The sequence below is a fragment of the Pseudomonas sp. 20-5 genome (genome assembly GCF_056782835.1).
Window position 1 is genome coordinate 5,585,338 of sequence record NZ_CM165584.1, and the last position, 22,373, is coordinate 5,607,710.

Annotated in this window: 21 protein-coding genes and 2 tRNA genes; 4 read left to right on the plus strand and 19 right to left on the minus strand. The window is 66.0% G+C overall.

Translation table 11 applies throughout. The features are described from left to right. Positions 1-101: 101 nt before the first annotated feature. From rplI to rnr, 6 genes are all read right to left on the minus strand, one after another. Entirely contained in the window at positions 102-548 is a 447-nt protein-coding gene (gene rplI, locus AC1RB9_RS25805; RefSeq protein ID WP_003095627.1) for a 50S ribosomal protein L9, read from the minus strand. A gap of 21 nt (positions 549-569) precedes the next feature. After that, positions 570-1,439 (minus strand): hypothetical protein, encoded by an 870-nt coding sequence (locus tag AC1RB9_RS25810; protein ID WP_003095630.1) that lies wholly within the window; start codon positions 1,437-1,439, stop codon positions 570-572. 36 nt (positions 1,440-1,475) lie between these two features. Further along, a complete protein-coding gene (gene rpsR, locus AC1RB9_RS25815; RefSeq protein ID WP_003095634.1) occupies positions 1,476-1,706 on the minus strand; it encodes a 30S ribosomal protein S18 in 231 nt (76 codons plus the stop codon). Positions 1,707-1,735: 29 nt separating this feature from the next. Beyond that, positions 1,736-2,155 carry a 30S ribosomal protein S6 gene (rpsF, locus tag AC1RB9_RS25820; RefSeq protein ID WP_003095636.1) on the minus strand — a complete coding sequence of 140 codons (420 nt, stop codon included), beginning with the start codon at positions 2,153-2,155 and terminating at the stop codon, positions 1,736-1,738. Between the two features lie 214 nt (positions 2,156-2,369). Next, positions 2,370-3,116, minus strand: a complete 747-nt coding sequence (gene rlmB, locus AC1RB9_RS25825; protein ID WP_003095638.1) for a 23S rRNA (guanosine(2251)-2'-O)-methyltransferase RlmB — start codon at positions 3,114-3,116, stop codon at positions 2,370-2,372. Continuing rightward, complete coding sequence (gene rnr / locus AC1RB9_RS25830) at positions 3,113-5,827, minus strand: ribonuclease R (protein WP_003112282.1); 2,715 nt, start codon at positions 5,825-5,827, stop codon at positions 3,113-3,115. The genes rlmB and rnr overlap by 4 nt, the downstream gene beginning before the upstream one ends. 204 nt (positions 5,828-6,031) lie before the next feature. Between rnr and AC1RB9_RS25835 the strand changes: the two genes are divergently transcribed. Next, positions 6,032-6,118: transfer RNA gene (locus AC1RB9_RS25835), tRNA-Leu, on the plus strand. 129 nt (positions 6,119-6,247) lie between these two features. Beyond that, positions 6,248-6,334 (plus strand) — tRNA-Leu (locus AC1RB9_RS25840). 155 nt (positions 6,335-6,489) lie between these two features. Here AC1RB9_RS25840 and AC1RB9_RS25845 read toward each other — a convergent pair. The 12 genes from AC1RB9_RS25845 to AC1RB9_RS25900 form a co-directional block, all read right to left on the minus strand. Then, positions 6,490-7,782: an adenylosuccinate synthase gene (locus tag AC1RB9_RS25845; protein WP_003095642.1), complete on the minus strand. Its 1,293-nt coding sequence runs from the start codon at positions 7,780-7,782 to the stop codon at positions 6,490-6,492. A gap of 51 nt (positions 7,783-7,833) precedes the next feature. Continuing rightward, positions 7,834-9,018, minus strand: coding sequence for an ATP phosphoribosyltransferase regulatory subunit (locus AC1RB9_RS25850; protein ID WP_003116169.1), 1,185 nt, complete (start codon positions 9,016-9,018; stop codon positions 7,834-7,836). 34 nt (positions 9,019-9,052) lie between these two features. After that, positions 9,053-9,238: a DUF2065 domain-containing protein gene (locus tag AC1RB9_RS25855; RefSeq protein WP_003095647.1), complete on the minus strand. Its 186-nt coding sequence runs from the start codon at positions 9,236-9,238 to the stop codon at positions 9,053-9,055. A gap of 95 nt (positions 9,239-9,333) precedes the next feature. Further along, positions 9,334-10,203, minus strand: a complete 870-nt coding sequence (hflC, locus tag AC1RB9_RS25860; protein ID WP_003106429.1) for a protease modulator HflC — start codon at positions 10,201-10,203, stop codon at positions 9,334-9,336. Continuing rightward, entirely contained in the window at positions 10,203-11,405 is a 1,203-nt protein-coding gene (gene hflK / locus AC1RB9_RS25865) for an FtsH protease activity modulator HflK (RefSeq protein ID WP_003106427.1), read from the minus strand. The genes hflC and hflK overlap by 1 nt, the downstream gene beginning before the upstream one ends. A gap of 94 nt (positions 11,406-11,499) precedes the next feature. Continuing rightward, on the minus strand, positions 11,500-12,801 hold the full coding sequence (gene hflX, locus AC1RB9_RS25870; protein WP_003095652.1) for a ribosome rescue GTPase HflX: 1,302 nt from the start codon (positions 12,799-12,801) through the stop codon (positions 11,500-11,502). 12 nt (positions 12,802-12,813) lie between these two features. Then, on the minus strand, positions 12,814-13,062 hold the full coding sequence (hfq, locus tag AC1RB9_RS25875; protein WP_003095657.1) for an RNA chaperone Hfq: 249 nt from the start codon (positions 13,060-13,062) through the stop codon (positions 12,814-12,816). Positions 13,063-13,167: 105 nt separating this feature from the next. Then, entirely contained in the window at positions 13,168-14,139 is a 972-nt protein-coding gene (gene miaA, locus AC1RB9_RS25880) for a tRNA (adenosine(37)-N6)-dimethylallyltransferase MiaA (RefSeq protein WP_003106415.1), read from the minus strand. Between the two features lie 57 nt (positions 14,140-14,196). After that, on the minus strand, positions 14,197-16,098 hold the full coding sequence (gene mutL, locus AC1RB9_RS25885; protein WP_003106411.1) for a DNA mismatch repair endonuclease MutL: 1,902 nt from the start codon (positions 16,096-16,098) through the stop codon (positions 14,197-14,199). Then, complete coding sequence (gene amiB / locus AC1RB9_RS25890; RefSeq protein ID WP_003123571.1) at positions 16,098-17,525, minus strand: N-acetylmuramoyl-L-alanine amidase AmiB; 1,428 nt, start codon at positions 17,523-17,525, stop codon at positions 16,098-16,100. Before amiB ends, mutL begins: the two co-directional genes overlap by 1 nt. 8 nt (positions 17,526-17,533) lie before the next feature. Next, a complete protein-coding gene (gene tsaE / locus AC1RB9_RS25895) occupies positions 17,534-18,001 on the minus strand; it encodes a tRNA (adenosine(37)-N6)-threonylcarbamoyltransferase complex ATPase subunit type 1 TsaE (RefSeq protein WP_003106408.1) in 468 nt (155 codons plus the stop codon). After that, positions 17,989-19,497 carry a bifunctional ADP-dependent NAD(P)H-hydrate dehydratase/NAD(P)H-hydrate epimerase gene (locus AC1RB9_RS25900; protein WP_003116167.1) on the minus strand — a complete coding sequence of 503 codons (1,509 nt, stop codon included), beginning with the start codon at positions 19,495-19,497 and terminating at the stop codon, positions 17,989-17,991. Before AC1RB9_RS25900 ends, tsaE begins: the two co-directional genes overlap by 13 nt. Before the next feature lie 81 nt (positions 19,498-19,578). Here AC1RB9_RS25900 and queG point away from each other — a divergent pair, with 81 nt between their 5' ends. Further along, on the plus strand, positions 19,579-20,664 hold the full coding sequence (gene queG / locus AC1RB9_RS25905; protein ID WP_003102040.1) for a tRNA epoxyqueuosine(34) reductase QueG: 1,086 nt from the start codon (positions 19,579-19,581) through the stop codon (positions 20,662-20,664). 33 nt (positions 20,665-20,697) lie between these two features. On the opposite strand, the gene orn is transcribed toward queG, so the two are convergent. Beyond that, positions 20,698-21,240, minus strand: coding sequence for an oligoribonuclease (gene orn / locus AC1RB9_RS25910; protein WP_003095671.1), 543 nt, complete (start codon positions 21,238-21,240; stop codon positions 20,698-20,700). A 111-nt stretch (positions 21,241-21,351) separates the two neighbouring features. On the opposite strand from orn, the gene rsgA reads away from it, so the two are divergent. Then, positions 21,352-22,371 carry a small ribosomal subunit biogenesis GTPase RsgA gene (gene rsgA / locus AC1RB9_RS25915; protein ID WP_003113927.1) on the plus strand — a complete coding sequence of 340 codons (1,020 nt, stop codon included), beginning with the start codon at positions 21,352-21,354 and terminating at the stop codon, positions 22,369-22,371. The last annotated feature ends 2 nt before the right edge of the window (positions 22,372-22,373 follow it).

Genomic DNA, 22,373 nt, shown 5'->3' on the forward strand with positions numbered 1-22,373 from the left:
GGAAAAAACAACGGGCACGGTGCCGTTGCCGGTACCGTGCCCGATGTTAGCGGACTGCCGCGGACACGCATATGCCCGCCCAGCCCTACCGATCGGATCGCTTACTCAGCGACGATGATCAGCTTCAGAGTGGTTTCCACGTCGGTGTGCAGGTGCACGGCGACGTCGAACTCACCGGTGTTGCGCAGCGCGCCGTTGGGCAGGCGAACTTCGGCTTTTTCCAGCGGGTAACCGGCAGCGGAAACGGCTTCGGCGATGTCGCGGGTGCCGATCGAACCGAACAGCTTGCCTTCGTCGCCAGCGTGGGCGCCGAGGGTTACCACCAGCTCGGAGAGCTGGGCAGCACGGGCTTCGGCAGCGGCCTTCTTCTCGGCGGCAGCCTTTTCCAGCTCGGCGCGGCGTGCTTCGAACGCAGCGACGTTCTCGGCGGTGGCGACGGTGGCCTTGCCCTGCGGCAGCAGGAAGTTACGGGCGTAACCGCCCTTGATGTTCACCTTGTCGCCCAGGTTGCCCAGGTTGGCGACTTTTTCCAGCAGGATGACTTCCATTTGAGTCTTACCTCTTAACTTTTAACCTTCACCGTTCGTGGAACCCTGGCGCCGGGCCAGGCGTCCACGAAAATCAAACAGACTGTCGACAACCGCCAAAAGACAGATCAGGTTCCCCAGCAGCAATACAGCCAGGTACAGGCCCACCAGCCAACCACCCGCGAGGCGCTTCAGGGCGATCAGGCCATGCCCGAGCGCCACGCCGGCGATGATCAGCGGCACGCTGCACAACGGACCGAGCACCGCGGCCTGCACTTCCAGCGCCGGGACCACGACGGCCCCCAGCAGCAGGATCACGGCAACCGCCGGCGCCAGCCGCAAACTCCGGAATTCGCGGCCGAAGCCGCCCGGGTTGTACAGCGAAGCCTGCCAGTACCGCGCGAGCATCAGGCAGAGCAGGCAGGTCACCTGCAGCGAGGAAGCCATGACCCCGGTCAGGGTCGGCACCAGCGCCACCTGCAACTTGTCCAGCTCTTCGCCCGACAGCTGGGACTCCCCGCGAAGCTGGGTCAGGACCTTGGTGACTTCCGTCGCCAGGGCGCCGATCAGCTCGCTGGAGGTATGCCCCAGCACCAGCGCGAATACCACGCCAACTGCAACACTGCCCAGCAGCACATGGCTCCAGGACGTGCTGGCGCGCAGGATCTGCGCCAGCGTCAGGGTACCGAGCAGGACCAGAAGGATGCTCGGATCGCCCAGGTACCACCAGAACATCGCCGGTAGCACCGCCCAGGCCAGGACGCCGAAGGCGTCGCCGAATCCGCGCCGCAGCAGCACCAGGCTACCGGCGGCGGCACTCAGCCAGAACAACAGTGGAACAACCGCGGAGCCTGCCACGGCGAGCGTGGCCTGCATGCGGCCGCGCATGGTGAACTCAGCCAGTGCGCGCATGCGATCTATCCCTTACCAGCGTTCGACTGCCCGATCTCAACGGCCGTGGCTGTCGGTGTAAGGAAGCAGGGCCAGGTAGCGGGCGCGCTTGATAGCGGTCGCCAGCTGACGCTGGTACTTGGCCTTGGTGCCGGTGATACGGCTCGGAACGATCTTGCCGGTTTCGGAAACGTAGGCCTTCAGGGTGTTGAGATCCTTGTAATCGATCTCTTTCACGCCTTCGGCGGTGAAGCGGCAGAACTTACGACGACGGAAGAAACGTGCCATGTGATTGGCTCCTCAATACTGGTCCGGAATTACTCGTCAGCGTTATCGCTATCGCTGTTGTCGTCGCCATCGGCGCCTTCAGCGTTATCGTTCGGACGCTCACGACGCTCGCGACGCTCGTTGCGGCTTTCTTCAGCCTTGAGCATCTCGGACTGCTCGGTGACAGCTTCGTCGCGACGCATGACCAGGTTACGGATCACGGCATCGTTGTAACGGAAGTTGTCTTCCAGCTCAGCCAGGGCCTTGGCGCTGCACTCGACGTTCATCAGAACGTAGTGGGCCTTGTGCACGTTGTTGATGGCGTAGGCCAGCTGACGACGGCCCCAGTCTTCCAGACGGTGGATCTTGCCGCCGTCTTCTTCGATGGCCTTGGTGTAACGCTCGACCATGCCACCGACTTGTTCGCTCTGGTCCGGGTGAACCAGGAACACGATTTCGTAATGACGCATAAATGCTCCTTACGGGTTGCAGCCTGCCGCAGAACGGTCAGGCAAGGAGTGAATGTTTTCTTGGCTTGCCTGGTGGAGAGGCGAACGAACGCCTGCCCACGCGGCAAGGGGCGACATTCTAGAGAAGGGCAACCGGCGAAGCAAGGAAGATTGGCGAATATTTGTACAGCGGATGGAATGGCGCGGGGCCGCGCCGCGGCGGCCCCGCACGCGCTCACTCCAGCGGGGTGCGCTGGCGGAGGATCTCGAACAGGCAGACGCCGGTGGCGACCGAGACGTTCAGGCTGCTGACGCTGCCGGCCATCGGCAACCTGGCGAGGAAGTCGCAGTGCTCGCGGGTCAGCCGGCGCATGCCCTTGCCTTCCGCGCCCATCACCAGCACGGTCGGCCCCTTGAGGTCGAGCTGGTAGAGGGTCTTGTCCGCCTCGCCAGCGGTGCCGACCACCCACAGGCCGCGCTGCTGGAGCTTTTCCAGGGTGCGCGCGAGGTTGGTCACCGCCACCAGCGGGATCACCTCGGCGGCGCCGCAAGCGACCTTGCGCACGGTGGCGTTGAGGGTCGCGGACTTGTCCTTGGGCACGATCACCGCCTGCACCCCCGCCGCATCGGCGGTACGCAGGCAGGCGCCGAGGTTGTGCGGATCGGTGACGCCATCCAGGGCCAGCAGCAGCGGCACGCCCTCGCTCCGCTCGAGCAGTTCCTCGAGCATGTTTTCGCCCCAGACCTGGCTGGGGCTGACTTCCGCGACCACGCCCTGGTGGACGCCTTCCGCCCACTCGTCGAGTTCGCGCCGATCGCGCTGCCCTACCGGAATACGGAACCCGGCGGCCAGCTCGGTGAGCACCTGGACCCGCGGATCATGCCGCCCCTCGGCCAGCCACAACTGCTTGACCCGCTTCGGGTGATGACGCAACAACGCTTCCACGGCATGCACGCCGTAGACCTTTTCCCACTGACTCATGACTTGGCCTTACGTTTGCGCGCCCCGGTGGCGGCCGGAGCGTTGTCGGCCTTCGGCTTGGAAGGCCCCTTGCGATGCTTGGTCGGCTTGCCCGGCTTGGCGGCAGCGGCGGGCTTGCCGTCCTTGGCCTTGCCCTTCGCGCTCTTGCCCGCAGGAACGACCTTGCCCTTCTTCCCGCCCTTGTCCTTGCCGCCGACACGCGCCTCGGCGAGCAGCGCCTGCTTCACCTCGCGACTCTTGCGCACGTCGGTGTTGCCGAGCATCTCCGCGGCCTGCGCCAGCAGCTCCGGCGCGACCGGCGGCAGCGCCTGCACCTTGCCGGCCTTGCGCCGCGGCACCACCGCGGCGTCGGGACTGGCCAGCGCCGGCTCCAGGTCGACCTCGGGCACGGATGCGCCCTTGCGCCCCTTCGGCGCCTTGCCGGCGTTCGCCGACTTGTCGCCGTTGCGCTTCTTGCGTCCGATCGGCGCGCTCAGCACGTTTCCGGCCAGCTCGAAATCGATCTTCCGCTCGTCCAGGTCGACCCGCGCCACTACCACTTCCGTGGTGTCGCCGAGACGGAAGCTGCGCCCGGTGCGTTCGCCGCTGAGGCGATGGTGCACGGCGTCGAAATGATAGTAGTCGCCGGGCAGCGCGGTCACATGGACCAGGCCTTCGACGAAGATGTCGGTCAGCTCGACGAACAGACCGAAACCGGTGACCGCAGTGATTACGCCAGGGAAGGTCTCGCCGACCCGCTCGCGCATGTATTCGCACTTCAGCCAGTTGGTCACGTCGCGGGTGGCCTCGTCGGCACGCCGCTCGGTCATCGAGCACTGCTCGCCCAACTGGTCCAGGCGCAATTCGTCGTACGGATAGATACGCGCCTTGGGCATGCTCGCCGCGCCGGCCCGCTGCACGTGCGGAGTCTCCGCCTTGGAGCGGATCACACTGCGGATCGCACGATGCACCAGCAGGTCCGGGTAGCGCCGGATCGGCGAGGTGAAGTGGGTGTAGGCGTCGTAGTTGAGGCCGAAGTGGCCATTGTTGTCCGGGCTGTACACCGCCTGGCTGAGCGAACGCAGCATGACCGTCTGGATCAGGCGGAAGTCGGCGCGGTCGTGGATCTTCTCCAGCAACTCCTGGTAGTCGCCCGGGGTCGGCGCGGCCTTGCCGCGGCCGAGGCTCAACCCCAGCTCGCCGAGGAACTGGCGCAGGTTGTTGAGTTTCTCCTGCGGCGGGCCGTCATGCACCCGGTACAACGCCGGGATGGCGTGCTTCTGCAGGAAGCGTGCGGTCGCCACGTTGGCGCAGAGCATGCACTCTTCGATCAGGCGGTGCGCATCGTTGCGCTGGGTCGGGCGGATTTCCGAGATCTTCCGGTCGGCGCCGAAGACGATGCGGGTTTCCTGGGTCTCGAAATCGATCGCGCCGCGGACATGGCGGCCGGCCAGCAGCGCTTTATACAACGCATACAGCTGCTGCAGGTGCGGCACCACGCCGGGCAACTGCTGGCGCAGGTTCTCGGCCTCGACGCTGTCGGGATGCTCGAGCAACTGGCTGACCTTGGTGTAGGTCAGGCGGGCATGGGAGTGGATCACCGCTTCGTAGAACTGGTAGCCGGTCAGCTTGCCAGCCTTGGACAGGGTCATCTCGCAGACCATGGCCAGCCGGTCGACCAGCGGATTCAGCGAGCAGAGACCATTGGACAGCACCTCCGGCAGCATCGGGATCACCCGCTCGGGGAAATACACCGAGTTGCCGCGCCTGGCCGCCTCTTCGTCCAGCGCCGAACCGACCTTCACGTAGTGCGAGACATCGGCGATCGCCACGAACAGGCGCCAGCCGCCGCCGCGCTTGGCCTCGGCGTACACCGCGTCGTCGAAGTCGCGGGCATCCTCGCCGTCGATGGTGACGAAGGGCACCTGGCGCAGGTCGACACGCTTTTCCTTGTCCTTCTCCGCCACTTCCGGCTTGAGCTTGGCCGCTTCCTTCTCCACCGCGGCCGGCCAGACGTGGGGGATATCGTAGCTGCGCAGGGCGACTTCGATCTCCATCCCCGGCGCCATGTAGTCACCGAGCACCTCGACGATCTCGCCCTGGGCCTGGCGGTGGATGCTCGGCCATTGCTCGATGCGCACCTGGACGAACTGGTTGTGCCTGGCCTTGCCGGCCTTGCCCGGCGGGATCAGGACTTCCTGCTGGATCTTCGGGTTGTCCGCGACCACCACGCCGATGCCGCTTTCCTCGAAGTAGCGGCCGACCACGATCTCGTGGGCCCGCTCGATCACCTCGACCAGCTGGCCTTCGCGGCGTCCGCGCCGGTCATGGCCGGACACCCGGGCCAGGGCGCGGTCGCCGTCGAACACCAGGCGCATCTGGGTGGGACTGAGGAACAGGTCGTCGCTGCCATCGTCGGGGATCAGGAAGCCGAAGCCGTCGCGGTGCCCGCTGATGCGGCCGCGGATCAGGTCCAGCTTGTCCACCGGCGCATAGGCGCCACGACGCGTATAGATAAGCTGCCCGTCGCGCTCCATGGCGCGCAGGCGACGACGCAAGGCCTCTTCCGGCTCCTCGCCGGCGAGCCCGAACTCGTCGAGCAACTGGGAGCGAGTCGCCGGAGCGCCCCGCTCGGATAGGTGAGCCAGGATCAGTTCCCGGCTGGGGATGGGGTTTTCGTACTTTTCCGCTTCGCGAGCGGCCTCGGGATCGAGGTTTTGCCAATCGGCCATTAGAGGTAGGTCACCTTTTCTTCTTTAGCGTTTGCTGCCATTGCTCTATTGAAGCGCGAAAACGCTTCGTCGGTCAGCTTCGGCAACAGAATAATTTTTATCGCATCAGGGGTTTACAAGCAGAATACGTACTCGTATAGTTCGCGCCCACAACGTTGCTGAGACGTTGTAACACGGAAACGATGAGCGATCATCGACTCCAGTGCCCAGGTGGCGGAATTGGTAGACGCACTAGGTTCAGGTCCTAGCGGTGGCAACACCGTGGAAGTTCGAGTCTTCTCCTGGGCACCATATTTCAGACAAAGCCGGTCATTAGACCGTTTTTGTTTCAGCAGTTCAGCCACTACCAGGCATTGAAACTGCGACAAGGTTTGCAACACCCAAGTCGATGAGCGATCATCGCACAATGCTGAAAAGCATGCCCAGGTGGCGGAATTGGTAGACGCACTAGGTTCAGGTCCTAGCGGTGGCAACACCGTGGAAGTTCGAGTCTTCTCCTGGGCACCATCTTCAAGACAAACAGCCGAGCATCGCTCGGCTTTTTGTTGTCCGCGATTTTCCCTTCGAGCCACGCCACCCTCCCCCGCTCACCGCGGCGCCGACCCCGGAAATGAAAACGGGCCGCATGCGCAGCCCGTTCCGTCATCGCCCCGCTATCCGCCTCAGGCGAATGGATGGCGCAGGATGATGGTCTCGTTGCGGTCCGGACCGGTGGAGATGATATCGATCGGCGCACCCACCAGCTCTTCCACACGCTTGATGTAGGCGCGGGCGTTGGCCGGCAACTCTTCCAGGGTCTTCGCACCCACGGTCGACTCGCTCCAGCCGGGCATTTCCTCGTAGACCGGCTGCAGGCCGATGTAGCTGTCGGCATCGGTCGGCGCTTCCAGCACATCGCCATCGGCATTCTTGTAGCCGACGCACAGGCGCACCACATCCAGGCCATCGAGCACGTCGAGCTTGGTCAGGCACAGGCCGGAGATGCTGTTGATCTCGATGGCGCGGCGCAGGATCACGGCATCGAACCAGCCGCAGCGACGAGCGCGACCGGTGGTGGCGCCGAACTCGTGGCCGCGCTTGGCCAGGTAGGCGCCGACGTCGTCGAACAGCTCGGTCGGGAACGGACCGGAGCCGACGCGAGTGGTATAGGCCTTGGTGATACCCAGTACGTAGTCCAGGTACAGCGGGCCGAAGCCGGAACCGGTGGCGGTACCGCCAGCGGTGGTGTTGGAACTGGTCACGTAGGGGTAGGTGCCATGGTCGATGTCCAGCAGCGATCCCTGGGCGCCTTCGAACATGATGTCCTTGCCGTGCTTGCGCAGGTCGTGCAGGGTCGCGGCGACATCGGCCATCATCGGCTTGAGCAGCTCGGCATACTCCATCGCCTCGTCCAGGGTCTTCTGGAAGTCGATGGCCGGCTCCTTGTAGTAGTGCTGCAGGACGAAGTTATGGTAGTCCAGCAGCTCACCCAGCTTGGCGGCGAAGCGCTCGCGGTGGAACAGGTCGCCGACGCGCAGGCCGCGACGTGCCACCTTGTCCTCGTATGCCGGGCCGATGCCACGACCGGTGGTGCCGATCTTGGCTTCGCCGCGGGCCTTCTCGCGCGCCTGGTCGAGGGCGACGTGATAGGACAGGATCAGCGGACAGGAAGGACTGATGCGCAGGCGCTCGCGCACCGGCACGCCCTTCTCTTCCAGCTTGGTGATTTCGCGCAGCAGCGCATCCGGCGCCAGCACCACGCCATTGCCGATCAGGCACTGCACGCCTTCGCGCAGGATGCCCGATGGAATCAGGTGCAGGACGGTTTTCTCGCCATCGATCACCAGGGTGTGGCCAGCGTTGTGACCACCCTGGTAGCGAACTACGGCAGCCGCCTGCTCGGTGAGCAGGTCGACGATCTTGCCCTTGCCCTCATCACCCCATTGGGTGCCCAGGACTACGACATTCTTACCCATAACACTTGTCCCCATCGTGGAAGTTCGATGCCGGCCGCGGCCGGCGGAATCTCAGGACGCCAGCGGCGCCACCTGCCAATTGCCATCGCGCAGCGCCAGCTGCCGGTCGCAGCCCGCCTCGCGCGCAGAAGCCGCATCCTGCCCGGGCAGAGCCTGGACGACACGCTGCCCGTCGCGGCGCAGTCGTTGCACCACCTGCCAGAGCCCGGCCCCTTCGGCCGGCGCCCAGATACCCGATACAGCCTGGTCCAACCGGGCCTGGCCGAGAGTGACCAGGCTTTTCAGATCGGTGGAGAAACCGGTGGCCGGGCGGGCGCGCCCGAAATCGGCACCGATATCATCATAGCGACCGCCCTGGGCGATGGACTGGCCAACGCCGGGCACGAAGGCCGCAAACACCACGCCGGTGTGATAGTGATAGCCACGCAGCTCGCCGAGGTCGAAATACAGCGGCAAGCCGGGGAAACGTCCAGCCAGCGAATCGGCGATCTCGATCAGCTCGTTCAGCGCCACCTGGACATCGGCCGGCGCCGCCGCCAGACGGGCACGGCCCTGCTCCAGCGCATCGCGGCCGCCGCATAGCTCGGCCAGCGCACGCAACATGCCGCGCAGCTCGGCAGGCAGGTCTGCAGTCAGCGCCTCGACCTCGTCCACCGCCTTGCGCTGCAAGGCATCGAACAACTGCTGCTCGACTTCGCCGGACAGCCCTGCCGCGCGCGCCAGGCCGCGGTAGATACCGACATGGCCGAGGTCCATGTGCACGTCCGGCACTTCCGCCATCTCGAGCATTTCCAGCATCAGGCTGATCACCTCGACATCGCTGGCAGGGCTCGGATCGCCGTACAGCTCGGCGCCCAGCTGGATCGGACTACGCGAAGTGGACAGCGCGCGCGGCTGCGCATGCAGCACACTGCCGGCATAGCACAGGCGGCTCGGTCCCTCGCGGCGCAGGCTGTGCGCATCCATCCGCGCCACTTGCGGCGTAATGTCGGCACGGAAACCCATGAGCCGGCCGGACGCCGGGTCGGTCACCTTGAAGGTGCGCAGGTCAAGATCCTGTCCCGCGCCGGTGAGCAGCGACTCCAGGTATTCGATATGCGGGGTCACGACGAACTCGTAACCCCAGCGGTGGAACAGATCCAGCACCTGACGGCGGGCTGCTTCGATGCGCGCCGCCTCCGGGGGCAGCACCTCTTCGATCCCATCTGGCAGCAGCCAGCGGTCTACCGTTGCCATTTCGCCTCTCCCCTTTCAGCCGGGCGGCACATCATCAGTGAATCCAGTAAAGAAGCAGGGTGCCGAGCAGCATGCTGCCCAGCCCCACGAGACGCAGGTGACGGTCGCTCAGCCGGCCGATGCCGGTGACCGCCTCGCGCCATTGTCGCGGACACAGGAACGGCAGGATGCCTTCCAGCACCAGCACGAGACAAAAAGCGATGCCGAATTCCTGCCACATGATTCTCGCGGACGCAAAAAAGCCGGGATTTCCCGGCTGGCTCATCATAACACGATTTCTCCGGCGGGCGCTGCCGCCCGCCGGAGAACCGAGTATTACTTGTTGGCCTTGTTCAGATAGCGGAAGAACTCGCTGCTCGGATCGAGCACCAGTACGTCGCGCTTCTCGGCGAAGCTTTCGCGATACGCCTTCAGGCTACGGTAGAAGGAATAGAACTCCGGATCCTGGTTGTAGGCCTTGGCATAGATCGCGGCAGCCTTGGAGTCGCCGTCACCGCGGGTCTCTTCCGACTCGCGGTAGGCTTCGGCAACGATTACCCGGCGCTGGCGATCGGCGTCGGCACGAATGCCTTCGGCCAGTTCGCGACCCTTGGCGCGGTGCTCGCGGGCCTCGCGCTCACGCTCGGTGCTCATCCGCTCGAAGACGCTGCGGTTGACTTCCTTCGGCAGGTCGATGGCCTTGACCCGCACGTCGATCACCTCGATACCCAGTTCCTTCTGCGCCATGCGGTTCAGCGAAGCGGTGATGTCGCCCATCAGCGCGTCGCGCTCGCCCGATACCACTTCATGCAGGGTACGCTTGCCGAACTGGTCGCGCAGACCCGCTTCGAGACGCCGCGACAGGCGTTCGTCGGCGATCTGCTTGAGGCCCGAGGTAGCGGTGTAGAAGCGCTCGGCATCCGCCACCCGCCACTTGGCATAGGCATCCACCATCACCGCTTTCTTTTCCAGGGTCAGGAAGCGCTGGGTCGGGGCATCCAGGGTCAGCAGGCGAGCGTCGAACTTGCGCACCTGGTTGACGTACGGGATCTTGAAGTGCAGGCCCGGCTTGACGTCGGACTCGACCACCCGGCCGAAGCGCAACATGACCGCGCGCTCGGTCTGCTGGACTACGTAGACGCTGTTCCACAGGACGATGGCGGCGACGACACCGACGATCAGAGCGATCAAAGACTTGTTGCCCATCAGCGGCTCTCCCTCGTACGCGCGTCTTGCTGCCGCAGATCGTTGACGATCCGCGACCCCAGGTCGGAAGCGCTGGCGCTGCCACCACCGGCGGAAGCACCGGCCCCCGTAGCGGGCGCGGCGTTACGACCATCGATCATCTTGTCCAGCGGCAGGTAGAGCAGGTTGTTCTGCCCCTGCTGACCGGTCACCAGCACCTTGCTGGTCTGGCTGAAGACTTCCTGCATGGTGTCCAGGTACAGACGCTCGCGCGTCACTTCCGGAGCCTTGCGATATTCCACCAGCAGCTTGGAGAAGCGATCCGCCTCGCCCTGGGCGCGCGAAATCACCTCGTCGCGGTAACCGTTGGCTTCTTCGATGATACGCTGGGCCTGGCCACGTGCCTCCGGCACCACGCCGTTGGCATAGGCTTCGGCCTGGTTCTTCTCGCGCTGCTCGTCCTCGCGGGCCCGGATCACATCGTCGAACGCTTCCTGCACCTCACGCGGTGCCTGGGCGCTCTGGATGTTCACCTGGGTCACGGTGATACCGGTCCTGTAGGTATCCAGGAAGCGTTGCAGGCGCTCGCGCACCTCGGTCGCCATCTGCTCGCGGCCTTCGGTGAGGATCCGGTCCATGGTGGTGGAGCCGGCGACATGCCGCAGCGCGCTCTCGGTCGCCTGCTGCAGGCTGACCTCGGGCTGGTCGACGTTGAGCACGAAGTCCTGCAGGTTGCTGATCTTGTACTGCACGGTCAGCGGCACTTCGACGATGTTCTCGTCCTCGGTGAGCATCTGCCCCTGCTTGCTGTACGCACGCTCGCGGGTGACGTTCTCCTGGAAGCGCTTGTCGATCGGCGGGAAGTAGAAGTTCAGGCCGGGACCGACCGTCTCGTAATACTTGCCGAAGCGCAGGATGACCGCCTGCTCCTGCTCGTCCACCACATAGATGGCGTTGTACAGCCAGAGCACGGCGAGGATCGCCAGGCCGATGCCGAACAGGCCCAGGCCACCGCCCTTGCCGCCGGAACCGGAGCCGGAACCGTTGCCACTGCGTTTTTTTCCACCGAACAGCCCGTTCAGGCTGTCCTGAAGCTTGCGGAAAGCCTCATCCAGGTCGGGCGGCCCCTTGCGGTCACCACCGCCGCCACCACCACCGCGGCGGCCTCCCCACGGGTCTCGATCGTTGTTGTTCGAGTTGTCACCCGGCTCGTTCCAAGCCATAGCGCTCTCCATCTAGTAACGCGAAACGCGCCTGCGGCGCGGCCACCCATGCTACCGAATGCCCTGCCCGCTGCCAAAAGCAGCGATACGGGCTTTATTGCAAAGTGTGTTGCGCAACGAACTCCGCCGGCTGCCAGCCAGCGCGGCTCGCCAGGCGGTTCAACTCGGCCCGCGGCAGGCGCACCTGCAGCAGGGTACAACCCTCCTCATCGTGCGCCTCGGACTGCACCGCGCCCAGTTCGAACAACTGGGCGCGCAGGCGCCCGAGCCGCTGGGGCAGGCGCAAGGTTCCGACGAACAGGTCCTCGCCAAGCAGCTCGGCGATGGCCTGGCGCAACAGGTCGAGGCCTTCGCCGGTCTGCGCCGACAGCCAGACGCGCACCGGCTTGCCGGAGTCGTCGCGCTGGATGTGCGGCTCGACCGAGGGTAGCAGGTCAACCTTGTTATAGACCTCGAGCATCGGCAATTCGTTGGCGCCGATCTCGCCGAGCACCGCCAGCACCTGCTCGACCTGCGCATCCCGTTCGGGCTCGTAGGCGTCGATCACGTGCAGCAGGAGGTCGGCGTTGCTCGACTCTTCCAGCGTAGCGCGGAAGGCCTCCACCAGCTTGTGCGGCAGGTGACGGATGAAGCCCACCGTGTCGGCCAGCACCACCGGCCCGAGATCGTCCAGTTGCAGGCGACGCAGGGTGGGGTCGAGGGTGGCGAACAACTGGTTGGCGGCATACACCTCGGAGGCGGTGAGCGCATTGAACAGGGTCGATTTGCCGGCGTTGGTATAGCCGACCAGGGAGACCGCCGGGATATCCGCGCGCTTGCGCCCGCGTCGAGCCTGCTCGCGCTGGCTGCGGACCTTCTCCAGGCGCTGCTTGATCTGGCGGATGCGCACGCGCAGCAGGCGTCGGTCGGTTTCCAGCTGGGTCTCGCCCGGACCGCGCAGACCGATACCGCCTTTCTGCCGTTCGAGGTGGGTCCAGCCGCGTACCAGCCGCGTGCTCATGTGCTCCAGTTGCGCCAGTTCCACCTGCAACTTGCCTTCGTGGGTACGTGCGCGCTGGGCGAAGATGTCGAGGATCAGCCCGGTCCGGTCGAGTACGCGGCACTCGAACGCACGCTCGAGGTTGCGCTCCTGGCTGGGCGTCAAGGTGTGGTTGAAAATCACCAGCTCGACGTTTTCGGCCTTGACCAGGTCGTGCAACTCCTCGACCTTGCCACTGCCGATAAGATATTTGGCGCTCGGCTGGTGGCGGGAGACGCTGACGAATGCCACCGTTTCCGCGCCGGCCGAACGCACCAGCTCCTGGAACTCCTGCGGGTCTTCACGCGCCTCGGGGTTCTGCCCTTCCAGATGCACCAGAACAGCCTGTTCCCCACCACCTGGGCGCTCAAAGAACAAAGCGGACTCCCGTCAAGCGTTGCCCGGCTCGGCCGGCTGGTCACCGCTCGGCAGACGCACCGGACGGCTCGGTACCACGGTGGAGATCGCGTGCTTGTAAACCATCTGGCTGACGGTGTTCTTCAGCAGGATGACAAACTGGTCGAAGGACTCGATCTGGCCTTGCAGCTTGATGCCGTTGACCAGATAGATGGAAACCGGGACGCGTTCTTTCCGCAGGGTATTGAGGTAAGGGTCTTGTAGCGAATGCCCTTTTGACATGTGCCGCACTCCTTTAAGGATCGTAGTTTGAAGTAGTCGAATAGGGTGACTTGGCGCCGTCCAAACTCCGGAGTCGTTCCGGAAACAGACGGACAAATTAAGGTCTCAGGCCAATATGGAGACCGTTTTCAGGTATTTCAAGGCACGCGGCAGATTGTCACCTGCTAGGCTGTCCATCCAGTGTAGATGGCTCCAGCTTCGCAGCCAGGTGAACTGGCGCTTGGCCAACTGGCGGGTAGCGATGATGCCGCGTTCGGTCATTTCAGCGTAGGACAGCTTGCCATCCAGGTAATCCCACACCTGACGGTAACCCACGGCTCTAATAGACGGTAATCCTGCATGCAAGTCACTTCTGGCATGCAGTGCTTCGACCTCGGCGATGAAACCCTGTTCCAGCATCTGGCGAAAACGCTGCGCAATCCGCGCGTGCAACACCTGGCGCTGCTCGGGAGCAATCGCCAGCTGAGCGACAGTATACGGCAATTGATTCCTGCCTGACGCGTCAAAATCCGCCTTTTCAGCGCTTTGCCGGCGACGCAGGTCGCTCATCGACACCCCGCCGAGGCGATACACCTCGAGCGCCCGCATCAGTCGCTGCGGATCGTTGGGGTGGATACGCGCAGCCGATTCCGGGTCGACCTCGGCGAGTTGCCGGTGCAGCGCCTCCCAACCTTCGGCCTGGGCCTCGGCCTCGATCGCCGCGCGCACCTCGGGATCGGCGCCGGGCATGTCGGCCAGACCCTCGAGCAACGCCTTGTAATAGAGCATGGTGCCCCCCACCAGCAGGGGAATCCTGCCGCGCGCGGTGGCCTCGGCCATCGCCGCCAGGGCGTCGGCGCGAAACTCCGCGGCCGAATAGCTCTCCGCCGGGTCGCGGATATCGATCAGGCGGTGCGGATAGCGCGCCAGCAGCTCCCGGGAAGGCTTGGCCGTACCGATATCCATGCCGCGGTAGATCAGCGCCGAGTCGACGCTGATCAGCTCGCAGGGCAGCGCATCGGCCAGCGCCATCGCCAGGTCGGTCTTGCCGGCGGCGGTCGGCCCCATGAGAAAGATGGCGGGAGGCAGGGAAGACATCGGAACGCTCTTGGACAAAGCGCATAGCTTCGGGCTTTGCGCCCGAAGCTGCAAGGCTCAGCGTCCGCGCAGGAAGAGCTTGTCCAGCTCGTCCAGGCCCAGTTGGGTCCAGGTCGGACGCCCATGGTTGCACTGGCCGCTGCGCTCGGTGATTTCCATGTCGCGCAACAGGGCGTTCATTTCCGGCAGGGTCAGGCGCCGGTTGGCGCGCACCGCGCCATGGCAGGCCATGGTGCCGAGCAGCTCGTTCAGGTGCGCCTGGATACGGTCACTGGTGCCGTATTCCAGCAGGTCGGCGATGACATCACGCACCAACTGGGTCGCCTCCGCCTGCTTGAGCAGCGCAGGGATCTGCCGGATCGCCAGGCTTTCCGGCCCCAGGCGCTGCAGTTCGAAGCCCAGGCGCTGGAACCAGCTGGAATGCTCTTCCGCGCAATCCGCCTCGCGCTCGCTGACCGCGATCGACTCCGGCACCAGCAACGGCTGCCCACGCAAGCCTTCGCTGGCCATCGCCACCTTGAGGCGCTCGTAGGTGATCCGCTCGTGGGCCGCGTGCATGTCCACCAGCACCAGGCCGTGGGCGTTCTCGGCGAGAATGTAGATGCCCTTGAGCTGCGCCAGGGCGTAACCCAGCGGCGGGATGTCCTGGGCGCTCTCGGGCAACGCGGCTGGCGCCTCGCCCGCGGGTAACGGCGCGAAGTAGGCCTTGTAGGCGCCACCGGCCTCGGCCAGAGAGGGCGGCGCCTCCGGCCGGGTATAGGCGGAATAGCCGGAGGAGCCGCCGGAGGCCGATGAGCCGCCACTCCAGCCCACCCGTGCCGCCGGACTCTCCAGCACGCTCTCGGCCAGGCGCATCTCGCCCTGCGGGCCGAACTCGCCGGCGGCAGCGCCGGTCGGACGCGGCTCGGTCAGGCTGGTCGCCCCGGGCGGCGCGAGCTGGTCGTCGGGACGGACCTCGCCCAGCGCACGATGCAGGGTGCCATAGAGGAAGTCATGGACCATCCGGCTGTCACGGAAGCGAACTTCGTGCTTGGTCGGGTGCACGTTGACGTCCACCACCGCCGGATCGACTTCGAAGAACAGCACGAAGGTCGGATGCCGGCCGTTGTACAGCACGTCGCGATAAGCCTGGCGCACCGCGTGGGCGACCAGCTTGTCGCGCACCATGCGCCCGTTCACATAGAAGTACTGCAGGTCCGGCTGGCTGCGGGAGAAGGTCGGCAAGCCGACCCAGCCCCACAGGTGCAGGCCGTTGCGCTCGACCTCGATCGGCAGCGCCTGCTCGAGGAATGCCTGGCCGCACACCGCGCCGACCCGGCGCGCGCGGGCCAGCTCGTCTCGCGCCTCGTGCAAGGCGAAGATGGTCTTGCCGTTGTGGCGCAGGTGGAAAGCCACGTCGAAGCGGGCCAGCGCCAGGCGCTTGATGACCTCCTGCAGATGGTCGAACTCGGTCTTCTCGGCACGCAGGAACTTGCGCCGCGCCGGGGTGTTGAAGAACAGGTCGCGAACCTCGACGCTGGTCCCCACCGGGTGCGCCGCCGGCTGTACCCGCGGCTGCATGTCACGGCCCTCGGTTTCCACCTGCCAGGCTTCGCCGGCGTCGGCGGTACGCGAGGTCATGGTCAGGCGCGCTACCGAGCTGATCGAGGCCAGCGCCTCGCCACGGAAGCCGAGGCTCATCACCCGCTCCAGGTCTTCCAGCTCGCGGATCTTGCTGGTGGCGTGGCGAGCCAGGGCCAGCGGCAGGTCGTCGGCGGGGATGCCGCGACCGTCGTCGCGCACTCGCAGCAACTTGATGCCGCCCTGCTCGACCTCCACATCAATGCGCCGGGAACCGGCGTCAAGGCTGTTTTCCAGGAGTTCCTTGGCCACCGAGGCGGGACGCTCGACCACCTCACCGGCGGCGATCTGGTTCGCCAGCCGCGGACTCAGCAGCTGGATACGCGGTGCTTCACTCATCACTGGGCCGCCAGGGCGGTGCTCGGGATGGACAGTGCCTGGCCGACTTTCAGGTTGTCGCTGGACAGGCTGTTGCTGCTACGCAGCGCGGCCATGCTCACTTCATAGCGCTGGGCGATCATCGCCAGGGTCTCTCCGGGCCGCACCACGTGCTCGCGCGGCCCCATGGAGAGCTTGCCCTGGGCGCGCAAAGAGGCGATGTAGGTGCCGGGCGGCGGGCTCTGCTGGAAATACTGGCGGATGCCGCTGGTGATCGAACGCGCCAAAGCCTGCTGATGGCTGGCGCTGGCCAGCTTGCGCGACTCGTTGACGTTCGAGATGAAGCCGGTTTCCACCAGGATCGACGGGATGTCGGGCGACTTCAGCACCATGAACCCGGCCTGCTCGACACGACGCTTGTGCAGCGAAGTGATGCGGCCGACATTGGTCAGTACCTTGTGGCCGACATCCAGGCTCGACGAGAGGGTGGCGGTCATCGACAGGTCGAGCAGCACGCCGGCGAGCATCTGATCCTTGTCGCCGAGGCTGACGCTGCCATCGCCGCCGATCAGGTCGGAACGGTTCTCGCTGTCGGCCAGCCAGCGCGCGGTTTCCGAAGTGGCGCCGCGGTCGGACAGGGCGAACACCGAGGCACCGAAGGCGCTGCGGCTCGGCGCGGCGTCGGCATGGATCGAGACGAACAGGTCGGCGCCCTTCTTGCGGGCGATCTCGGTGCGCTTGCGCAGCGGGATGAAATAGTCGCCGGTACGGGTCAGCTCGGCCCGGTAACCGCGCACCTGGTTGATCTGGCGTTGCAGCTCGCGAGCGATCGACAGGGTGATGTTCTTCTCGTGCAACCCGCCCGGGCCAAGGGCGCCAGGGTCTTCACCGCCGTGGCCGGCGTCGATGGCGATGACGATATCGCGGGTGCCGCCCTTGGTTGGCAGCGGCAGCTTGGCCACCGGCTGGGTCGGCGTCACCGGGGTGACCGGCACGCTCGGGGTCGGCGTCGCGGGCACGTCCGGGGTCAGGTCGGCGCCCTGGTCGTAGAGATCGACCACCAGGCGGTTGCCGTATTGCTGGTTGGGCGGCAGGACGAAGCTTTTCGGGGTGACCTGCGCCGACAGGTCGAGGACCATGCGCAGGTCGTTGGGCGTGCGCTGGGCGGAGCGCACCGCGGTGATCGGGGTGTTGCCGAGCTTGAGACCGTTGAGCTGGGTCGCCAGTTGGGCGCCGCTGACGTCGATGACGATACGGTTGGGAGCGGCCAGGGTGAACAGGCTGTGCTGCACCGGACCGGAGAGATCGAAGACCAGACGGGTGTTGTCCGGAGCGCGCCAGATCCGCACGCTCTTGATTTGCGCGGCGGCCAGAACCTCGCCGACCTGGCAGGCCAGCAGAATCATCACCCCAGTCAACAACGTCCGCAGACGCAAGCCCCAACCCATCGTTTTTCTCATGCTCCCATGGTCAGGGTGGCACACCAGGCTTCGCCCCGCGCACCGTGCGGTACCAGGCGCAGTGTCCGTCCACCCGCTTGGGCAGTAATGGTAATGTCCAGATCGGCGGTTGGCAAAACGCCCGCACCGCGCTCGGGCCACTCGATCAGACAGAGTGCGCTGCCGTCGAAATAGTCGCGGATGCCGAAGAACTCCAATTCCTCCGCATCGGCGAGCCGGTACAGGTCGAAATGGTAGGCGCGCAGCTCGCCGATTTCGTAAGGCTCGACCAGGGTAAAGGTCGGGCTTTTCACCGAGCCGGCATGGCCGAGGCCGCGCAGGATGCCGCGCGAGAGGGTGGTCTTGCCGGCGCCGAGGTCGCCATGCAGGTAGATCACCCCCTGCCCCCCGCTGGCCCGGGCGATGCGCCCGCCCAGTTCGAGCATCGCGTCTTCCCCTTCGGCGGACAGGATCACTTCAGACACGGACTGCACTCCTCGAGCAACTGACGAACGGTAGGTATGAGATCGGTCGCCGCCAGCCCACGACCCTGGGCGCCGAGCCGCTCACCGGCGGCGGCATGCAGCCAGACCGCCAGGCAGGCCGCCTCGAACGCCTCCACGCGCTGGGCCAGCAAGGCACCGGTGATGCCCGACAGCACGTCACCCAGGCCGGCACCAGCCATCGCCGGATGCCCCTGGGAACAAACGGCAAGTCGTCCGTCGGGCGCGGCGACCAGGCTGCCGGCGCCCTTCAGCACCACCACCGCCTGGTAGCGACGCGCCAGTTCCAGCGCCGCCGCCGGGCGGTCCGCCTGCACCTCGGTGGTCGAGCGACCCAACAGGCGCGCGGCCTCGCCGGGATGTGGCGTCAGAATCCATGTCCGCGGCCCTGCTCCGACCGGTTCCAGGGCCAGCAGGTTCAACGCGTCGGCATCCCAGACCTGCGGCAACGGTCGCGACCGGACAGCGCTCAGCAGGCTACGCCCCCAGGCGCGCTGGCCAAGACCGGGACCGAGCACCAGCACGCTGGCGCGTTCGGCAAGGGCCAGCAGTTGGTTCGCCGACGCCACGCCATGGGCCATGACCTCGGGACAACGGCTCAGCAACGCCGGCACATATTCGACGCGGGTCGCCACCGAGACCAGCCCGGCGCCGCAGTGCAGGGCGCTTTCCGCGGCCAGTAGCACTGCCCCGCCCATGCCGGTGTCGCCGCCGACCACCAGAAGGTGGCCGAACAGCCCCTTGTGCGCGGTCCGCGGCCGCGCTGCCAGACTCGGCAGGGCATTTCGTGCCAAACGGTGGGCCCGGGGCTGGAGCCCTTGCAACACGACGGCGTCGCTGCCGAGTTCGTCGAACACCAGCTCGCCGACCCGTGCTGGCGCCTCGCCAGTGAACAGCCCGATCTTCAGGCCGATGAAAGTCACTGTCAGATCCGCCCTGATCGCTTCCCCCAATACCGCACCGGTGTCAGCGCTCAAGCCGGAAGGAATATCCACCGCCAGCACCGGCAGGTCGGCGGCGTTGGCCAGGCGGATGGCCTGCGCAAAGGGCTCGCGCACGGCACCTGCCAGGCCGGTGCCGAGCAATGCATCCACTACTACGCCCTCGAGCACGGCGCACTCGCTCCAGGGCTCCACCACGACCCCGGTCGCCAGCGCGGCGGCATGCGCCTGCGCCGCGTCGCCGGCAAGCCGCTGCGGCGCCGCGACCGCCAGCACCCGCACTCGCCAACCCGCACGTTGCGCCAGCGCCGCGATCAGGTAGCCGTCGCCGGCATTGTTGCCGTGCCCGGCGAGCACCGTCAGCGCCGCGGCCTCCGGCCAACGGCGGCGCAAGGCACGCCAGGCGGCGTGGGCGGCGCGCTGCATGAGTTCGAAGCCCGGCGTGCCGGCGGCGATCAGGCGCGCATCGAGGTCGCGCACCTGGGCGGCGGAATAGAGGGCGAGTGGCAGGTCGTCGTGCTGGAAGGTCATGGTCATCGGATCGATTCGGCGTCAGGCGCGCAGTCTGGCAGAATTATACCTATCCCATTTCGCTTTCCCTCGTCTTCGTTGCCTCCCATGACTCCCCAACCTCTGGCCGACAACCTTTCCCCGCCGGACCCCACCCGCCTCGCCCAGTCCATCAAGGACTGGGGCCGCGAGCTGGGGTTCCAGCAGGTCGGTATCAGCGACGTCGAGCTGGGCGAGCACGAAGCGCACCTGCAGCGCTGGCTGGAGGCCGGCTACCACGGCGAGATGGACTACATGGCGGCGCACGGCAGCAAGCGCTCGCGACCTGCCGAGCTGGTTCCCGGCACGCTGCGGGTGATCTCCCTGCGCATGGATTACCTGCCCGGCGACACGCGCATGGCGCAGGTCCTCGCGACGCCGGAAAAAGCCTACGTCTCGCGCTACGCCCTCGGCCGCGACTACCACAAGCTGATCCGCAAGCGTCTGCAACAACTGGCCGAGCGCATCCAGGCCGAAGTCGGCCCGTTCGGTTTCCGCGCCTTCGTTGACAGCGCGCCGGTGCTGGAAAAGGCCATCGCCGAACAGGCCGGCCTCGGCTGGATCGGCAAGAACACGCTGGTGCTCAACCGCAAGGCCGGCAGTTACTTCTTCCTCGGCGAGCTGTTCGTCGACATGCCGCTACCCGTCGACCCGGCGATGGACAGCGAGCATTGCGGACGCTGCTCGGCCTGCCTGGACATCTGCCCGACCGCGGCCTTCGTCGGCCCCTACCGGCTGGACGCGCGACGCTGCATCTCCTACCTGACCATCGAGTACAAGGGCGCGATTCCGCTGGAGCTGCGACCACTGATCGGCAACCGGGTATTCGGCTGCGACGACTGCCAGATCGTCTGCCCATGGAATCGCTTCGCCCGCCCCACCGGGCAGGGCGACTTCCAGCCGCGCCACAGCCTGGACAACGCCGAACTCGCCGAACTGTTCCTCTGGAGCGAGGAGGAGTTCCTCGGCCGCACCGAGGGTTCGCCGCTGCGCCGCGCCGGCTACGAGCGCTGGTTGCGCAACCTGGCGGTGGGGCTGGGCAACGCGCCCTCGACCATCCCGGTGCTGGAGGCGCTGAAGGCGCGCCGCGGGTTCCCTTCGGAGCTGGTCCGCGAGCACGTGGAATGGGCCCTGCGGCGCCACGGGGAAACCTAGCCCGGCCGGCGCCTGCCGCCCGGTCCGGACGGATCAGAGCTTGATGAAGTGGTCGCGGTAGTGGCGCAGCTCGGCGATCGACTCGCGGATATCGTCCAGCGCCAGGTGGGTGTTGCCCTTCTTGAAGCTCTCGCGGACCTGCGGCGCCCAGCGCGCGGCCAGCTCCTTGAGGGTGGAGACGTCGAGGTTGCGGTAGTGGAAGTAGCCTTCCAGCCTGGGCATGTGCCTATAGAGGAAGCGGCGGTCCTGGCAGATGCTGTTGCCGCAGATCGGCGAGCTGCGCTTGGGCACCCACTGCTCGAGGAAAGCCAGGGTCTGCGCCTCGGCCTCGGCCATGCTCACGGTACTTTCCCGAACCCTCTGGGTCAGGCCGGACTGGCCGTGCTGGCGGGTATTCCACTCGTCCATGCCGGCGAGGATTTCCTCTGGCTGGTGGATGGCGATCACCGGTCCTTCGGCCAGGGTGTTGAGGTCACTGTCGGTGACGATGGTGGCCATCTCGATGATGACGTCCCGGTCCGGATCGAGGCCGGTCATCTCCAGGTCGATCCAGATAAGGTTCTGCGGGTTCTGCATGGGGAGTCGCTCCAGTCGCTATGCCGTGCATTCTAGCGTGGAACGCCGCCGCGCGAATGATGACGGCGCGCCCATGTTAAACTCGCCGCCGATTTTTCATGCGGACGCATCATGGCCAAACGCCACTTGACCCGCCGGCAGAGCTGGCGCATCGAAAAGATCCAGGAAGAACGCGCGGCCCGGGCGGCCCGTCGCGAGTCGCGTGCCGTGGAAGAGCTGGAGGGCGGCGACCTGGGACCGGAGCAGACCGGCCAGGTGATCGCTCATTTCGGGGTTCAGGTAGAGGTCGAGTCCGCCGACGGCCAGGTTTCCCGCTGTCACCTGCGCGCCAACCTGCCGGCACTGGTGACTGGCGACCAGGTGGTCTGGCGCGCCGGCAACCAGGGCATCGGCGTGATCGTCGCGCAATTGCCGCGCCGCTCCGAGCTGTGCCGCCCGGACATGCGCGGGCTGCTCAAGCCGGTGGCGGCCAACGTCGACCGCATCGTCATCGTCTTCGCCCCGCGTCCCGAACCGCACGCCAACCTGATCGACCGTTACCTGATCGCCGCCGAACATGCCGGCATCCAGCCGCTGCTGCTGCTGAACAAGGCCGATCTGGTCGACGAGAGCAATGCCGAAGGCATCGATGCGCTGCTGAATGTCTACCGCACCCTGGGTTACCCGCTGATCGAGGTGTCGGCCTTCAATGGCCTGGCGATGGACGAACTGCGCGGCGCGCTGGACGGTCACGTGAGCGTCTTCGTCGGGCAGTCCGGGGTGGGCAAGTCGTCGCTGGTGAATGCCTTGTTGCCAGGTGTCGACACACGTGTCGGCGACCTCTCCACGGTGACCGGCAAGGGCACCCATACCACCACCACCGCGCGACTGTTCCATTTTCCCGGCGGCGGCGACCTGATCGACTCGCCCGGCATCCGTGAGTTCGGCCTGGGGCACGTGTCGCGAGACGATGTCGAGGCCGGTTTCATCGAATTCCGCGACCTGCTCGGGCATTGCCGCTTCCGCGACTGCAAGCACGACCGTGAACCAGGTTGCGCCCTGCTCCAGGCCTTGGAGGACGGGCGCATCATGCCGCAACGCATGGCCAGCTACCGGCACATTCTGGCAAGCATGCCGGAAACGGACTACTGAAC

What these genes read in the sequence shown, in the direction of transcription:
- amiB (WP_003123571.1), bottom strand. Translation starts at nt 17,525, where the DNA reads ATGGGTTGGGGCTTGCGTCTGCGGACGTTGTTGACTGGGGTGATGATT.
- rnr (WP_003112282.1), bottom strand. Translation starts at nt 5,827, where the DNA reads ATGGCCGATTGGCAAAACCTCGATCCCGAGGCCGCTCGCGAAGCGGAA.
- rlmB (WP_003095638.1), bottom strand. Translation starts at nt 3,116, where the DNA reads ATGAGTCAGTGGGAAAAGGTCTACGGCGTGCATGCCGTGGAAGCGTTG.
- AC1RB9_RS25850 (WP_003116169.1), bottom strand. Translation starts at nt 9,018, where the DNA reads ATGGCAACGGTAGACCGCTGGCTGCTGCCAGATGGGATCGAAGAGGTG.
- rplI (WP_003095627.1), bottom strand. Translation starts at nt 548, where the DNA reads ATGGAAGTCATCCTGCTGGAAAAAGTCGCCAACCTGGGCAACCTGGGC.
- AC1RB9_RS25845 (WP_003095642.1), bottom strand. Translation starts at nt 7,782, where the DNA reads ATGGGTAAGAATGTCGTAGTCCTGGGCACCCAATGGGGTGATGAGGGC.
- queG (WP_003102040.1), top strand. Translation starts at nt 19,579, where the DNA reads ATGACTCCCCAACCTCTGGCCGACAACCTTTCCCCGCCGGACCCCACC.
- AC1RB9_RS25855 (WP_003095647.1), bottom strand. Translation starts at nt 9,238, where the DNA reads ATGTGGCAGGAATTCGGCATCGCTTTTTGTCTCGTGCTGGTGCTGGAA.
- mutL (WP_003106411.1), bottom strand. Translation starts at nt 16,098, where the DNA reads ATGAGTGAAGCACCGCGTATCCAGCTGCTGAGTCCGCGGCTGGCGAAC.
- rsgA (WP_003113927.1), top strand. Translation starts at nt 21,352, where the DNA reads ATGGCCAAACGCCACTTGACCCGCCGGCAGAGCTGGCGCATCGAAAAG.
- hflK (WP_003106427.1), bottom strand. Translation starts at nt 11,405, where the DNA reads ATGGCTTGGAACGAGCCGGGTGACAACTCGAACAACAACGATCGAGAC.
- AC1RB9_RS25900 (WP_003116167.1), bottom strand. Translation starts at nt 19,497, where the DNA reads ATGACCATGACCTTCCAGCACGACGACCTGCCACTCGCCCTCTATTCC.
- hflC (WP_003106429.1), bottom strand. Translation starts at nt 10,203, where the DNA reads ATGGGCAACAAGTCTTTGATCGCTCTGATCGTCGGTGTCGTCGCCGCC.
- rpsF (WP_003095636.1), bottom strand. Translation starts at nt 2,155, where the DNA reads ATGCGTCATTACGAAATCGTGTTCCTGGTTCACCCGGACCAGAGCGAA.
- AC1RB9_RS25810 (WP_003095630.1), bottom strand. Translation starts at nt 1,439, where the DNA reads ATGCGCGCACTGGCTGAGTTCACCATGCGCGGCCGCATGCAGGCCACG.
- hfq (WP_003095657.1), bottom strand. Translation starts at nt 13,062, where the DNA reads ATGTCAAAAGGGCATTCGCTACAAGACCCTTACCTCAATACCCTGCGG.
- miaA (WP_003106415.1), bottom strand. Translation starts at nt 14,139, where the DNA reads ATGTCTTCCCTGCCTCCCGCCATCTTTCTCATGGGGCCGACCGCCGCC.
- rpsR (WP_003095634.1), bottom strand. Translation starts at nt 1,706, where the DNA reads ATGGCACGTTTCTTCCGTCGTCGTAAGTTCTGCCGCTTCACCGCCGAA.
- orn (WP_003095671.1), bottom strand. Translation starts at nt 21,240, where the DNA reads ATGCAGAACCCGCAGAACCTTATCTGGATCGACCTGGAGATGACCGGC.